Origin of the sequence: Janibacter sp. A1S7 (genome assembly GCF_037198315.1) — a bacterium.
GTDB classification, from domain to species: domain Bacteria; phylum Actinomycetota; class Actinomycetes; order Actinomycetales; family Dermatophilaceae; genus Janibacter; species Janibacter alittae.
The window spans coordinates 1818716-1832352 of record NZ_CP144913.1 but is presented as its reverse complement, the minus strand read 5'-3'; the positions used below and the strand labels follow the sequence as shown (position 1 = coordinate 1832352).

Below are 13637 nucleotides of genomic sequence, written 5' to 3'. Positions count from 1 at the left end.
CGCGCCGTAGTGACCCGTGGGTTTACCATGGGGGAAAGACATCCACTCCTGGAGGGTTGTGAAGTGAACACCGGCTCGAAGAAGATCGCCTACAACGTCGGCGGCACCGTCCTTGGCGCGCTCGTGGCGGCACTGGCCATCTTTGGCATCGTCCAGTCCCAGAGCACGGCCTCCATGCCTCAGGAGAACCAGCAGGTCATCAACTACAACAGCTGACCTCGCACGACGAAGGGGGCCGGTCACCGCACGGTGACCGGCCCCCTTCGTCGTCCCCGGACGGTGACGACCATCAGGAGGCGATGGCCGCCAGGCCCTCCTTCGGTACCACCTCGGTGGCGGGTGCCTCGGGCGTCTCGGGCGCCCGGGCGATGAGGGCGTCGAGGTCGATGACGTCATCGCGGTAGCGGTCCGCGTGGCCGATGACGGAGGCGATCACCGACTCCAGACGCCGACCGGTGCGGTCCCAGTCGAAGGAGCTGGCGTAGAGCCGGGCCGTCCGGCCCAGGGTGCGTCGGAGGAGGGGGTCGTCGATGAGCTCGATGACGTGCTCCTCGAACTCCTCCACGGAGTCGGCGAGGAGACCGGTGCGCCCGTGGACGATGGACTCGCTCGGTCCTCCGGCGAAGGAGTAGGCCACCGCAGGGGTGCCGTGCAGGCCGGCCTCGACGATCGTCAGGCCCCACCCCTCCTTGTGCGAGGGCATGACCACGGCCCAGGCCCGGGCCAGCAGCTCGTGCTTGACCGGCTCGTCGACGAAGCCGTGGAGGTGGACGCGATCGGCGACACCGCGCTCCCTGGCGTGATTGGCGATCTCCGCCTCCCAGTAGCCGCCGCCGACCACGTGCAGCTCGAGGTCCGGATGGGTCGCCGCGCGCGCGGCGAGGATGTCGATGGCCTGCTCGACGTGCTTGTGCGGGACGAGGCGGCCCAGGAAGAGGATCGATGGGGTGTTCGTGCGCTCGAGCGACGCGTAGTGGTCCAGGTCATCCGGTCGGTCGTTGCCGGAGTAGACGAGGTCGACCCGGCCGGGATCGACGCCCAGGCCGGCGAGCTCGTCGCGGGTGGACTTGGAGACGGTCACGTACCGGTTCTTGCGGTACACCCACGGCGCGACCTTCGACTCCAGCAACCAGCCCAGGCGGGCCACCGTGTCGTTGAATACTGCACGCCACTGGTCGCGGTGGACGTGGTGGACGATGTTGATGATCGGGGTCCGCGACACCAGCGGCGACCAGAAGGGCACGCCGTTCTGCACGTCGAGCACGATGTCGTAGTCGCGGCCATGGCGCAGCAGATGCCACATGCCGTGGAGATAGACGCTGAACTTCGAGCCGCGGCGGAGCACCTGCACGTCGCCGTGGCGGGTGGTGGGGCTGGCACCGGGGTAGGCGGCGGTGAAGATCGTCACCTCGTGCCCCCGCTGGGTGAGGACCTCGGACGTGCGCTCGGTGAAGGTCTCGGCGCCGCCGGCTTCCGGGTTCTCGCGGTCGCGCCAGGACAGGTACAGCACCCGAAGGCGGGTCATCGGGTGGGTCCCGCTGATCGTCATCATCTCTCCTTGTCGGTACCGGGGAGGTCACGGCACCGACGGTTAGGCTACTGCCGTGAGTTACCCAACGGTAGGCCAAAGGTCCCGATCCGAGTGTGAGATGTGCGGCTCTTTGGTGCTCGGCGAGGCCGTCGGGGGTGGGTGCGTCCTCGATCGCTGCACCCGGTGCGGGCACGTCGAACGAGATCTCGGTCGTTGTCCGGCCGACCACCGCGACCTCGCGTACGGGGGTGAGCCCACCCTCGACCGGATCCGTCTGGACCTGACCCACCGGGAGCTCGTGCGCGACGGCATGCCGGAGCGCGTCCTCGAGATCGGGTACGGAGCGGGCTCCCTGCTGCGCCGCTTCCTCGACGCCGGGGCGGAGGTCGCCGGAGTCGATCCGGACCAGCTCCTCGTCGACGTGGACCCGGTGGTGCGGGCCCGCGGGGACCTGCGCGTCGGCGGCATCGAGGACGCAGCCGACCTGCCGGGTGACCAGGACCTCGTCTACGGCGTGCACGTCCTCGAGCACGTGGCCAACCCCCACCGGGCGCTCGCTACCGCCCACGACCTGCTGCGTCCCGGTGGGCGCGTGGGCTTCCTCACCCCGGCCGGTGACAGCACCGCCCTCGACCGGTACGGGGCCGCATGGTGGATGCTGGAGGACCCGACGCACGTTCGGTTCTTCACGGCGGACTCGTTGACCCGGGCCGCCGAGGCGGCCGGCTTCGTCGACGTCCGGGTGCGCCGCCTCCTGCTCGACAGCCTGAGTGTCGATGCCGCCAGCGTGGCCAGGGCCGTGCGCCCGGGGCCGCGGCCCCGTGGCGTGCTCGCGTCCGATGCCGTGGTGGCCGGAGCGGTCGCGAGCCTGCCGCTCGTCCTCGCCCAGCGCCTGGTACGACCGCGCACACGGCCCACGCTGCACCTGCACGCCCGTCGGCCATGATGGGTGGCGTGCCGATGACCACCCCACCGCCCGCGCATCGCGGGATCCGACGCTCGGTGCGGCTCTTCTCGGCCTTCCTGGTCGAGCAGACGGACCCGCACCGCTTCTACTCGGAGCTCGCGGCCGACTCCATCGACCTGCTGCGTGAGCACACCGGCCTGCACGGCCGGACGGTCCTGGACGTCGGTGCCGGGCCGAGCGAGTTCGCCCGGGCCTTTCGGCAGGAGGGGGCGCGCTACGTCCCGCTCGACCACGATCCGATGGTCGCGTCGGTACGCGACGGTGGTGTGGTCGGCGACGCACTGCGGTTGCCCCTGGCCGAGGCATCGGTGGACGTCGTCTTCTCGAGCAACATGTGGGAGCACGTCCCGGACCCCGAGGCCGTGGCCGACGAGCTGCTGCGCGTCACCCGACCCGGCGGGATCGTCCTGCTGTCCTACACCAATTGGCTCTCCCCGTGGGGCGGGCACGAGACCTCGCCCTGGCACTGGCTCGGAGGGCAGCGGGCCATCCGCCGCTACGAGCGCACGCACGGGCACCCGCCGAAGAACAGGGTGGGGGAGACGCTCTACCGCGTGTCCGTGCGTCAGGGGCTGCGCTGGGCCCGCGGCGCGGACGTCGAGGTCCTCGCCGCCCGCCCGCGTTACCTGCCCGACTGGTGCGCGGCCATCCTGCGTCTGCCGGGTGTCCGCGAGGTCCTCACGTGGAACCTCCTGCTCGTCCTTCGGCGGCGATGACCCCGGCGCAGGACACCGGGTCGGCTGCGGACGCAGGAGCCGTCGAGGAGGTCCGACAACGGGTGCAGCGACTGGCGGCGACGCTGCTCGTGGCCGTCCTGCCGTGGCTCATCGCCCCGGGACGACTCCAGCCGGACACCAAGACCGACCTCGTGGTCTCCCCGGCCAGGTACCTCCGGCGCTCCCTGTGGGCGTGGAACGATCACACCGGGATCGGCGAGCTGCAGAACCAGGCCTATGGCTACCTCTGGCCGATGGGTTCCGTCTTCCTCGCCGGCGATGCTGCCGGACTGCCCGGATGGGTCACCCAACGACTGTGGTGGACCCTGCTCCTGGTCGTCGCCTTCGTGGGCGCGGAGCGGTTGGCCCGTCGCGTCGTCGGTCTGCCGACGGTCCCCGCCCTGGTCACCGCCGTCGTCTTCGCACTGTCACCGCGGGTGCTCACGGTGCTGGCGGAGATCTCCGTCGAGGTGTGGCCGTATGCGCTCGCGCCCTGGCTGGTGCTCGTCGCGGACCGGATGGTCGCGCCGGCGGCCGGGAGAACAGGTCGACGCAGGGGGGCGGTGGCGACCGGCCTGCTCACGCTCTGCCTCGGTGGCGTCAACGCCACGGTCTCCCTTGTCGCGCTCGTGCCCGCGGCGGCGTGGATCGCGGTGGCCCCCACGGCCCGTGGCCGGGGTCGCGCCCTGGCCTGGTGGCTGCCGGCGACCGTCCTGGGGGCGCTGTGGTGGCTCGGCCCCCTCATCGTGCTCGGACGCTACTCCTACCCCTTCCTCGACCACATCGAGGTGGCCTCCATGACGACCGCGGTGGCCACCGTGACCAATGTCCTGCGGGGGACCGAGCACTGGATCGCCTTCATCCTCACTGACGGCGACCACCCGACCTGGCAGAGCGGATGGGTGCTGGCGCAGTCGGTCACCGCGATCATCGCCACGACGGTGCTCGCCGGGCTGGGGCTGGCGGGTCTGCTGAGACGGCGGGCCGAGCCGGTCACCACCGACGAAGGGGGAGGGGCCCATCTCACGCGGTGGGCCCTCCTGCTGGTTCTCGTCGGGACGGTCACCATGACCATGGGCCGCACCGGCGCGGGCTCGGGGCTCCTCGCCGAACCGGTCCAGCACCTCCTGGACGGCCCCCTCGCGCCGCTGCGCAACGTGCACAAGGCAGACCTTCTCGTGCGCCTGCCCGTCGCTGTGGGCGTGGGACTGCTGGCCCACTGGGCGACACGGATCGAGCGGGGAGCGGGACCGCTGGTGCGGCAGGTCGTGGTGGTCACCACCGTGCTCGCCCTCGTCGGCGCACTCTCCCCGGTGTGGGTGGGCCGGGTCGGCGACGCCTGGGCACCGCGGGGCATCCCCGCGACCTGGACGCAGACCGCCGAGAGGGTCGACGCCCTGGCCGAGCAGGACGGGGGCACCACGCTGGTCCTGCCGGGTGCACGCACAGCCGACTTCACCTGGGGGCGGGTCACCGACGAGCCGCTGCGGGCGCTGGCGTCCTCGCCGGTCCTCGTCCGGGCCGCAGCACCCTTGGGGCATCCCGGAGCGACCCGCGTGCTCGACCACGTGGACGCACTCGCGGCCACCGGACGCAGCCAACCGGAGCTGGCTGCCGGCCTGCGCCGTCTCGGGATCTCCCGGGTGGTCGTGCGCGGGGGGCTGGGCCAGGACCTCGCTGCCGTGGACCCGGGCCGGGTCGCCGCCACGCTCGCGGCCTCGCCGGGGCTGAGCCGCACGTGGTCCCACGGGGAGGGTCGTGAGGAGATCAGCATCTGGCGCCTGGAGGAGCCGGCCTCACCCGTCACCATGGTCCCGACCGACGCCGTGGTCACCGTGGCAGCCGCCCCCGAAGGGTGGTTCGCACTCGTCGCGGCGGGACTGCTGGACCCCCGATCGGTGACGCGGCAACCCACCGCCGACCGCCCCGCGCAGGTGAGGACGGACACCCTGCGCTGGCAGGCGCTCAACTCCGGCCGCCCACCGGCGCTGGGCAGCGGTCCGACCCTCCCGGCCGGGGACCGCCTGCCGACGACCGTGGGTAGCCGGGCGCTCACGGCCCCTCCGGCCGATGGCGCGGGCCCGGGGGCGAGTTGGACGACCCGCTTCTGGATCGGCCTCTCCGGGATCGCCACCAGCTCCAGCGCGGCCTCCCCCTTCGCCCGTGCCCCGCGGAGCCCTGGGGAGGGGCCCGCGGCACTCGTTGACGGGGACCCGGCGACAGCGTGGGTCAGCGGCGACGGGGCTGCGACGCAGCAGATCACCCTCCACCTCGACGAGACGGCCTCACCCCGCGAGGTCCTCGTCCACGAGGCCTGGGGAGGTGACCTCGGCCGCCTCGCGTCCGTCTCCGTCGACGGGAGGCAGGGAAGCCGGCCACAGGACTCGATGACCTGGCACGTCCCTCTCGACGGCGCAGATCGCGACGAGATCACCATCGACCTCAGGACGCAGCCGGGGGCGGACGGTGACGATGCCCGACCCGTGGGGGTTCGCGAGGTGGAGCTCGACGGGGGGCCGCGGCTCGGGACCGGACTCACCCTCCCGGACGGCAGCGGGCCGGTGCTGTTCACCCGCGACCCGCGTGCCGGCGCGGACCTCACCGCGGGAGAGGACCCGAGCACCCTGGTTCGGCGGGCCGGTGCCCTGCCCAGGAGCCGGATCTCGGCGACCGTGCGGATCCGTCCGGGTGCCGCCGGCCAGGATCTGGTCGCCGCGCCCTGGAGCCTGCACGGCAGTACCCTGCCGGACGGATTCGCCTCGTCGGCCGACCTGGAGCGCTGGCCGGTCGCCGCGCTCGACGGTGACCCGGACACGCGGTGGACTCCCGCCGCCGGGACGGCCGACCCCGTCCTGTCCATCGACTTCCAGGCCGAGCAGGAGGTCGGCACGATCCGGCTCGACCGCGCGGTCGGTGGTGTCACCGTGGCCACGGACTCCGAGCGGTACGTCCTGCCCAGCGGCACCACGCTGACGATCCCGCGACAGCGGACGCAGCACCTGACGTTGAGCTTTCCCCGACCGCCCGGTCGTGCCGCATGGTCGGCGCCGGAGGTGACCGTGCCGGGGATCGACGGGCCACGGGAGCAGGTTCGGTTGGACTGCGGTCAGGCCGGCTCCGTCGGCCGTGGGGACGGTCGGGTCGGACTCTCCCTCGATGCGTCGCGCCGTGCCCTCATCGAGGGTGGGCCGGTGGCGGCCACCCCGTGCGGGGACCTGCCCGCCGGTGACGGGACGGTCACCGCCACCGCCGTCCCCGGACTCGTGGCCGAGCGGGTCTCGCTGGTCCCCGAGGGCTGGACCGCTCCCGGGGTGACCCGGACCCGGGCGGTCGCCAGCCACCGTGAGCACGCCGGCAGCTGGTCCTTCGACGTCGGGTCGGGCGAGCGCTCGCTGCTGGTGCTCACCCAGGGCGCCAACGAGGGCTGGCAGGCGATCACGACTGACGGTCAGACCCTGCGTCCCGTCACCGTGGACGGGTGGCGCCAGGCCTTCGTCGTACCGGCGGGGCCGGCCACCACCGTCGGCGTCGAGTTCACCCCCAACCGCACGCACCGAGCGGCCCTGGCCGCCGGCGCCGTCGCGGCGGTGCTGCTCCTCATCTGGGGAGCCATCGAGCTGGCTCTGCGCCGACGAGCGGCTCCCGCTCCGGGTGGCGAAGGGCCGCACGAACGCGCCGACCCGGCGGGGGGCGGGACCACCGCGTCCATGCCGGACGCAGGTCGCGGGCGCGGGCCGATCGTCATCGGTGTCCTGTCCGCGGCGGTCATCGGGCTCCTCGTGGCCGGACCGCTCGGTCTGCTCGTCGCCGTGCCGGGAGCGTTGGTTCCCCCTCGGTTCCGCTGGCTCGCCGTGGCGCTCGTCCTCGCCGGCGCCGGGGTGGCACTCGCCGTCCTCGGGGTGGCCGAGCGTCAGTCGGCCGGGGCCTGGGTGGCGCAGGGCCTGGGGACGTTCACGCTCGGGATGCTGGCTGGGGCACTGGCGCGTGCCGGCGCCGGTGGGCCCGGGCCAGCACCGGACGCTCCAGCAGGCTCCACGACAGATGGGCCAGCCCCACGCTGACGACCGTGGTCAGCACGAGGACGAGGCCGAAGGGAGCGGCGAAGAGCTGGAGGTCAAGCACCGCAAAACTCACCTGGAGCACGACGACGTGCCAGAGGAAGACGCCGTAGGAGATGTCACCGAGCCATCGCGCGGGGCCGGCGACAGACGAGTCGGTGAGCAGCTCGGTCAGGCCACGGGTCGTCGCCGCGAGCAGGAGGCATCCGGCGACCAGGCCGTAGAGCGCCTCGGCGGCAACCGACTCGAGCCCGCTCGCCGGCTCCAGCCCGCGTGGCCCGGCGACGTCCGACGAGGCGGCCAGCCACAGGACGCCGGCGAGGAGGACGAGGGTGCCGGGACTGGTGCGCAGGACCTCCAGCCACGGCCGTCGGGAGACCGGATGGCCGGCGTGCTCCGCCTCGATGACGACCGTGACGGCCGCCCCCAGGGCGAACCACGCGGCGTGCCCGGCTGCCGAGGTACCAAGGACACCGGCGTCCTCGGGGCTCGGCAGCAGACCGGTGGCCCCTTGGCAAACCAACCCGACGACGGCGACGACGCCACAGGCCACGAGCAGCCGGTGGGCCGTTGCCAAGGGGGTGGCTCCTCTCGTCGGACGAGCCAGCACCAGCGCGACGACCGGGAGGACCAGGTAGAAGGTGACCTCGGTCGTCAGGCTCCACGTCTGGGTGAAGGACTGGAAGGTGCGTCCCGTCCACCCCTGTCCGACGACGAGGTGGACGAGCACGGTCGGGAGGTCGAGCACGTCAGCGGCAGCGCCTCCGATCACGGCTGCCGCGGTCACGACCCCGGCGAGAGCCAGCAGGTAGGCAGGCATGATCCGTGCTGCCCGGCGCACCAGGTAGGTGCCGAGTGACCACCGGGCTGGCTGCCCGAGCGCCCGTCGGACGAAGGGGGTGGACAGCAGGAAGGCCGACAGGGCGAAGAAGATGGCCACCCCGAGCTCGCCGCGGGCGGCGAGCCCGCCGACGATGCCCGCACTGCTCCTGCCGGTCCAGAAGGCCACGTGGGACAGCAGCACGAGCCAGGCCGCGAGCGCCCGGAGCAGGTCGAGGCCGAGGATGCGTGGTCGGGCGTGCAAACGTGCGTCGATGTCGTCACCTACTATTCGGTACACGTCGATTGTGCTGCATGAGAGGGATGTCCATGACCGTGCGCCCGGTACTGCGTGCCCGCGCGCCCCTTCGGGTCAGCTTCGCCGGCGGTGGCTCGGACGTGGCTCCCTTCCCCGAGCGCGAAGGGGGAGCGGTCCTCAGCGCCACGATCGGCAGCTACGCCTACGCGACGCTGCGCCCACGCGATGACGGCCACATCACCGTCGAGTCCCACGACTACGGGACCTCGATCGGCTACGACGTCGGCGCCCCGCTCGAGCTCGACGGTGAGCTCGACCTGCCGAAGGCGGCGATCGCCCGCATCATGGCGCTCGAGGGAGCGATGGCCTCGGGCGGATTCGACCTCTTCCTGCACACCAACGCACCTCCGGGATCGGGTCTGGGCAGCTCGAGCGCCGTGATGGTGGCCGTCATCGACCTCGTCGCCCGACACTGCGGTCTCGATCTGGGTCCGTACGAGATCGCCGAACTCGCCTACCGACTGGAGCGCGAGGACCTCGCGATCCCCGGCGGCTCCCAGGACCAGTATGCGGCTGCCTTCGGTGGCTTCAACTTCATGGAGTTCCGCACCGATGGCCAGGTGGTCGTCAACCCCCTGCGCGTGCGTGCGGACACCGTGCACGAGCTGGAGCACAACATGTTGCTCGCGTACACCGGACGCACCCGAGTCAGTGACCACATCATCGAGGACCAGGTCTCGCGGTACGAGACCGGCGACCTGGATGCCGTGGCCGGCCTGCGAGCCCAGCGGGACCTCGCGGACGCCATGCGGATCGCGCTCCTGAGGGGCCAGGTCGACGAGGTCGGCCACCTGCTCGGCGAGGCCTGGCGCGAGAAGCAGCGGATGTCCTCGCGGATCACGACGCCGTTGATCTCCCAGGCAGTCGAGATCGCCATGCGCAGCGGTGCACTCGGGGGCAAGGTCACCGGCGCGGGTGGCGGTGGCCACCTGATCTTCATCTGCGAGTTCGAGCGGCGCCACGTCGTCGCCGACGCCCTGATCGAGCTGGGGCTGACGGTCTCGGAGTTCACCTTCACCACGCACGGTGTGACCACCTGGAAGGGTCGCCAATGACCACGCACGAACGCTCGGGAGCCGACCTCGTCGCGACCCGGCTCGAGGCCGGGATCGAGGCCTGGGGCCGGCTGGCAGAGCAGGTCGCCGCCCCGGACCTGCGCGACCGCGCCCACACTGCCGGCGTGGCCGTCCTGGCAGCGCTGGGGTCCGGCGGCGCGCTCCTCGTCGCGGGCAACGGTGGCAGCGCCGCGATCTCCAGCCACATCGCTGCCGAGTTCCTCGGCAAGTGCGTCGTGGACCGTCACCCGCTGCCGGCGATCAGCCTGGCGGAGTCGCACTCCTCACTGACCGCGATCGGCAACGACTACGGCTTCGACCAGGTCTTCGTGCGCGGGGTGCAGGCATTCGGCCGACCGGGGGACGTCCTCCTGGCGATGTCCACCTCGGGCACGAGTCCCAACATCGTCGCCGCCCTGGCGGAGGCACGCTCGCGTGGCCTGGTCACGATCCTGATGACGGGGGAGAAGGGTGCCGGCCTGGTGGATCTCGCCGACCACCTCCTCGTCGTTCCTTCCCGGGAGACACCACGGATCCAGGAGGTCCACCTGCTCTGGGCCCATGCCTGGTGCGAGGCGGTCGACCACGCGATGCAGGAGCAGGGCTGACCCGGCAGCCGTGGTGGTCCGGCCCGGCGGTGATCGACTCCGCCGGGCCCGGGGCCCCCTTCGACCTCGTCCTGCTCGATCGCGACGGGACGCTCAACGTCCGGGTCCCGGATGGCTACGTCACCCGCCCGGAGGACCTGGTCATGCTGCCGGGCGCCGGGCGTGCCGTCGGGAGGATCGCCGCGACAGGATGTCGCATCGTCCTGGTGACGAACCAGCGGGGCATCGCGCGCGGACGGATGACCGGCGCGGACCTGGTCGCCGTGCACGCGCGCCTCCGCGAGGAGGTGGCGCTCGGTGGCGGGCGTCTCGACGGCATCGCGGTGTGTCCCCACGAGGAGGGAGAGTGTCGCTGCCGCAAGCCGCAGGACGGGCTCTTCCGCGCCGCGCTCTCGCGCGCACCCTGGGCGAGCGCGGACCGGTGCCTGATGATCGGGGACATGCCCTCCGACCTGGAACCGGCGGCACGTCTCGGGATGCGGACGCTCCGCGTCGACGGGTCCGTCGGCATCGTGGAGGTTCTCGACCGGGTCCTCGGGTCCGATCCGGTCGACGACAGGCCATCCTGAGGTCAACAGTGGCGAACGCCACGTCCTCTAGTCTGCCTTTTGACCGAAGCGCGGGCGAAGAGGTGCTACCGTCCGGTAAGTTGTTTAGGGCCAAGGAGGGTTTCTCTCGTGCGCAAGTACCTGCTGCCGGCGATCATCATGGGCGTCGGCGCGTTCATTCTCACCATGGGACTGCTCTTCCGGTTCTATGCCTATCCGAAACTGGCGGTCGTCCCGACCGACCAGAACACCACGTCGGTCATCCAGGACCCCAACGCGACCTTCTTCGACGCGGACAACGTCGAGCCGGGGGCCACCGGCGAGCTGACCACCACCGCCCGCATCATCGGCGACCCGGAGGCCTCCGAGGCCGCGTCCGAGGAGACCGGCCGTGACGTCGCGGTGTGGAACATGGGGCAGGTCAGCGACAACAACGGCGACAACATGCCAATGGCCGGCAGCACGTCCGTGATGGTCTTCGACCGTCACACCGGCGAGGCGATCAACTGCTGTGGTGAGTCCGAGAACGGCGAAGAGGTCGAGCGTGAGGGACTGCTGGTGAAGTTCCCCTTCGACACCAAGGCCGTCGACACCTACGAGTGGTGGGACGCGACCGTGGGCCAGGCCTTCTCCGTCACGTACGAAGGTGAGGAGACGCTCCAGGGCATGGACCTGTACAAGTTCACCAGCGACGTCCCGCTGACCAAGTACACGACCATGGAGCTACCGGGATCGTTGTTCGGTGGAGCACCCTCTGCGCCCGCCGTCGAGGCCGACCGCTTCTACTCCAACGAGCGCACCTTCTGGGTCGACCCCGTCACGGGTGTCATCATCGACCGCGTCGAGGACCAGCACCAGGAGTTCCGCCACGACGGCGAGACCGTCAACGCCCTGACGACGACCTCGAGCTTCACCCAGGAGACGGTCGACACGAACGTCGAGGACTACAAGTCGAAGTCGACGCAGCTGGCGATGATCCAATCCACGCTCCCGGTCCTCTTCACCGTGGTCGGTCTCGTCCTGCTGCTCGCCGGTCTGGTCCTGTCCGTCATCATCGGTCGACGCAGGAACCGCGACGTGCCGGCCCACGCAGACGACCGCGGTGACCCGGTCTTCGGCGACCGCGGCTGAGGACACGTGATGCGCGCAGTCGTCACCGGTGGCGCCGGATTCCTCGGCTCGCACCTCTGCGAGCGACTGCTCGCACGTGGTGATGAGGTCATCGCCCTCGACAACTTCGTCACCGGTGATCCGAAGAACGTCTCGCACCTGCGGAGCGACCCGCACTTCGAGCTGCGTCAGGTCGACGTCACCCGCGACGTCCGGGTCGAGGGCGACGTCGACCTGATCCTCCACTTCGCCTCACCCGCCAGTCCGGTGGACTACCTGCAGCTGCCGATCGAGACCCTCGAGGTCGGGTCGATCGGGACGATGCACGCCCTCTCCCTGGCTCGGGACAAGGGGGCCCGCTTCGTCCTCGCCTCGACGTCCGAGGTCTACGGCGATCCTCAGGTGCACCCGCAGCCGGAGAGCTACTGGGGGCACGTCAACCCGGTGGGACCTCGCGGTGTCTACGACGAGGCGAAGCGCTTCGGCGAGGCAGTCACCCTGGCCCACCGCAACACGCACGGGATCAACACCGGCATCGTGCGGATCTTCAACACCTTCGGTCCGAGGATGCGGCCCAACGACGGACGGGCGATACCCAACTTCATCCGGCAGTCGCTCGCCGGTGACCCGGTGACCGTGGCCGGTGACGGGTCGCAGACCCGGTCGATCTGCTTCGTCGACGACCTCGTTGCCGGGATCCTCGCACTGGCCGACAGCGACCACCCCGGGCCGGTCAACATCGGGAACCCGCACGAGATCTCCATGCACGACCTGGCGGCGTGGATCATCGAGTTGGCCGGGTCCACCTCGGTCATCGAGTACATCCCGCGTCCCGTCGACGACCCGACCGTGCGTCAGCCCGACACCACCCTGGCCCGGCACCTGCTCGGCTGGGGGCCGGAGGTCGACATCGAGACGGCTCTGCGGCGCACGATCGACTGGTTCCGGACCGAGTCGCAGATGGCGCACCGCTCGCACCTGCCGCTGGACTCGCAGCGGACCACGTCGCTCCTCGGCGGCACCTGACCGGTCTCATCCGCCGGGACGGGTGGCGACGAAGATCGCCGTCCCGGGGAAGTGCCGGCCGCGCAAGGGCGACCATCCTCCCCAGACCCCGGTGTTGTCGGCGGGCCACTCCGGTTCGATCACCGCGCGCAGCACCAGACCGGCGTCGATGATCTCGGCGATCCGGTGACCCATCGTCCGGTGGTGCTCGACATAGCTGGCCCGCCCCCCGTCGTCCTCGACGTAGGGGGTCTCGTCGAAGTAGGAGGCCGTGGCGGTCAGCCCGGTCGGTCCCGGGACGTCGGGGAAGGCCCAGCGGATGGGGTGCGAGGTGGAGAAGGCGAGCGTCCCCCCGGGCCGTAGGACACGGGCCAGCTCGGCCATGAGCCCGGCACTGTCCGCGACGAAGGGAGTCGCCCCGTACGCGGAGAAGACGATGTCGAAGCTGGCGTCGGCCAGCCCCAACCGGGTGGCGTCCGCCTGGAGGAGCTCCGGCGCGGGCCCCGGAGACCGCGCGTCGACCTGGCGTGCGGTGCGCAGCATCCCGCCCGACAGGTCGCTGGAGACGACGCGGGCGCCCTGGGCGGCGCACCACCGTCCACCCTGCGCCGCGCCACCGCCGAACTCGAGGACATCGGCGCCCCGGAGGTCCTCCGGTGGGCCGAGGACGCGCAGCTGCGACTCCGTCCACCCCTCGGGACCCCAGACCAGCTCGGCATCGCCGAGGAAGTCGCCGTGCTCGTGGAGGTACCCCGTGGCCTCACGGTCCCACCAGGAGCGGTTGGCTGCCACCGTCTCGCGGTGCCCGCTGTCGCGGCGTGCGACCCTACTCATCCCGCCCGACCACCCATCACTCGACTCGTCGGACCACGCGTCACCCATGTGCGGACCGTACCCGGAT

12 protein-coding genes are annotated in these 13637 nt (G+C 71.5%); 9 read left to right on the top strand and 3 right to left on the bottom strand.

Annotation, left to right across the window (positions count from 1 at the left end):
- The first annotated feature begins 63 nt into the window (after positions 1–63).
- Positions 64–216 (top strand): hypothetical protein, encoded by a 153-nt coding sequence (locus V1351_RS08740; protein ID WP_338747774.1) that lies wholly within the window; start codon positions 64–66, stop codon positions 214–216.
- Positions 217–289: 73 nt separating this feature from the next.
- Here the strand turns inward: V1351_RS08740 and V1351_RS08735 are convergent, their stop codons facing one another.
- Positions 290–1549, bottom strand: a complete 1260-nt coding sequence (locus tag V1351_RS08735; RefSeq protein WP_338747773.1) for a glycosyltransferase family 4 protein — start codon at positions 1547–1549, stop codon at positions 290–292.
- Between the two features lie 100 nt (positions 1550–1649).
- Between V1351_RS08735 and V1351_RS08730 the strand changes: the two genes are divergently transcribed.
- From V1351_RS08730 to V1351_RS08720, 3 genes are read left to right on the top strand one after another with little or no spacing between them, the layout of a single operon-like run.
- Positions 1650–2477 (top strand): class I SAM-dependent methyltransferase, encoded by an 828-nt coding sequence (locus V1351_RS08730; protein WP_338747772.1) that lies wholly within the window; start codon positions 1650–1652, stop codon positions 2475–2477.
- A gap of 14 nt (positions 2478–2491) precedes the next feature.
- Complete coding sequence (locus V1351_RS08725) at positions 2492–3214, top strand: class I SAM-dependent methyltransferase (RefSeq protein WP_338747771.1); 723 nt, start codon at positions 2492–2494, stop codon at positions 3212–3214.
- On the top strand, positions 3181–7275 hold the full coding sequence (locus V1351_RS08720) for an alpha-(1->3)-arabinofuranosyltransferase domain-containing protein (RefSeq protein WP_338747770.1): 4095 nt from the start codon (positions 3181–3183) through the stop codon (positions 7273–7275). Before V1351_RS08725 ends, V1351_RS08720 begins: the two co-directional genes overlap by 34 nt.
- On the opposite strand, the gene V1351_RS08715 is transcribed toward V1351_RS08720, so the two are convergent.
- Positions 7166–8392 (bottom strand): acyltransferase family protein, encoded by a 1227-nt coding sequence (locus V1351_RS08715; protein ID WP_338747769.1) that lies wholly within the window; start codon positions 8390–8392, stop codon positions 7166–7168. The genes V1351_RS08720 and V1351_RS08715 overlap by 110 nt on opposite strands.
- A 29-nt stretch (positions 8393–8421) precedes the next feature.
- Here V1351_RS08715 and V1351_RS08710 point away from each other — a divergent pair, with 29 nt between their 5' ends.
- From V1351_RS08710 to V1351_RS08690, 5 genes are all read left to right on the top strand, one after another.
- Positions 8422–9465, top strand: coding sequence for a GHMP kinase (locus tag V1351_RS08710; protein ID WP_338747768.1), 1044 nt, complete (start codon positions 8422–8424; stop codon positions 9463–9465).
- Positions 9462–10073 (top strand): D-sedoheptulose-7-phosphate isomerase, encoded by a 612-nt coding sequence (locus tag V1351_RS08705; RefSeq protein WP_338747767.1) that lies wholly within the window; start codon positions 9462–9464, stop codon positions 10071–10073. Before V1351_RS08710 ends, V1351_RS08705 begins: the two co-directional genes overlap by 4 nt.
- A gap of 29 nt (positions 10074–10102) precedes the next feature.
- Positions 10103–10642: a D-glycero-alpha-D-manno-heptose-1,7-bisphosphate 7-phosphatase gene (locus V1351_RS08700; RefSeq protein ID WP_338747766.1), complete on the top strand. Its 540-nt coding sequence runs from the start codon at positions 10103–10105 to the stop codon at positions 10640–10642.
- A 108-nt stretch (positions 10643–10750) separates the two neighbouring features.
- The gene (locus tag V1351_RS08695; protein WP_338747765.1) at positions 10751–11752 is read left to right on the top strand and encodes a DUF3068 domain-containing protein; all 1002 of its coding nucleotides are present in this window, start codon (positions 10751–10753) and stop codon (positions 11750–11752) included.
- Positions 11753–11761: 9 nt separating this feature from the next.
- Positions 11762–12757 (top strand): UDP-glucuronic acid decarboxylase family protein, encoded by a 996-nt coding sequence (locus V1351_RS08690; protein ID WP_338747764.1) that lies wholly within the window; start codon positions 11762–11764, stop codon positions 12755–12757.
- Between the two features lie 6 nt (positions 12758–12763).
- On the opposite strand, the gene V1351_RS08685 is transcribed toward V1351_RS08690, so the two are convergent.
- Positions 12764–13618: a class I SAM-dependent methyltransferase gene (locus V1351_RS08685; protein WP_338747763.1), complete on the bottom strand. Its 855-nt coding sequence runs from the start codon at positions 13616–13618 to the stop codon at positions 12764–12766.
- Between the last annotated feature and the right edge of the window lie 19 nt (positions 13619–13637).

Coding starts and splice junctions, on each gene's coding strand:
- V1351_RS08735 (WP_338747773.1), bottom strand. CDS start 1,549: ATGACGATCAGCGGGACCCACCCGATGACCCGCCTTCGGGTGCTGTAC.
- V1351_RS08730 (WP_338747772.1), top strand. CDS start 1,650: ATGTGCGGCTCTTTGGTGCTCGGCGAGGCCGTCGGGGGTGGGTGCGTC.
- V1351_RS08725 (WP_338747771.1), top strand. CDS start 2,492: ATGACCACCCCACCGCCCGCGCATCGCGGGATCCGACGCTCGGTGCGG.
- V1351_RS08710 (WP_338747768.1), top strand. CDS start 8,422: ATGACCGTGCGCCCGGTACTGCGTGCCCGCGCGCCCCTTCGGGTCAGC.
- V1351_RS08705 (WP_338747767.1), top strand. CDS start 9,462: ATGACCACGCACGAACGCTCGGGAGCCGACCTCGTCGCGACCCGGCTC.
- V1351_RS08690 (WP_338747764.1), top strand. CDS start 11,762: ATGCGCGCAGTCGTCACCGGTGGCGCCGGATTCCTCGGCTCGCACCTC.
- V1351_RS08685 (WP_338747763.1), bottom strand. CDS start 13,618: ATGGGTGACGCGTGGTCCGACGAGTCGAGTGATGGGTGGTCGGGCGGG.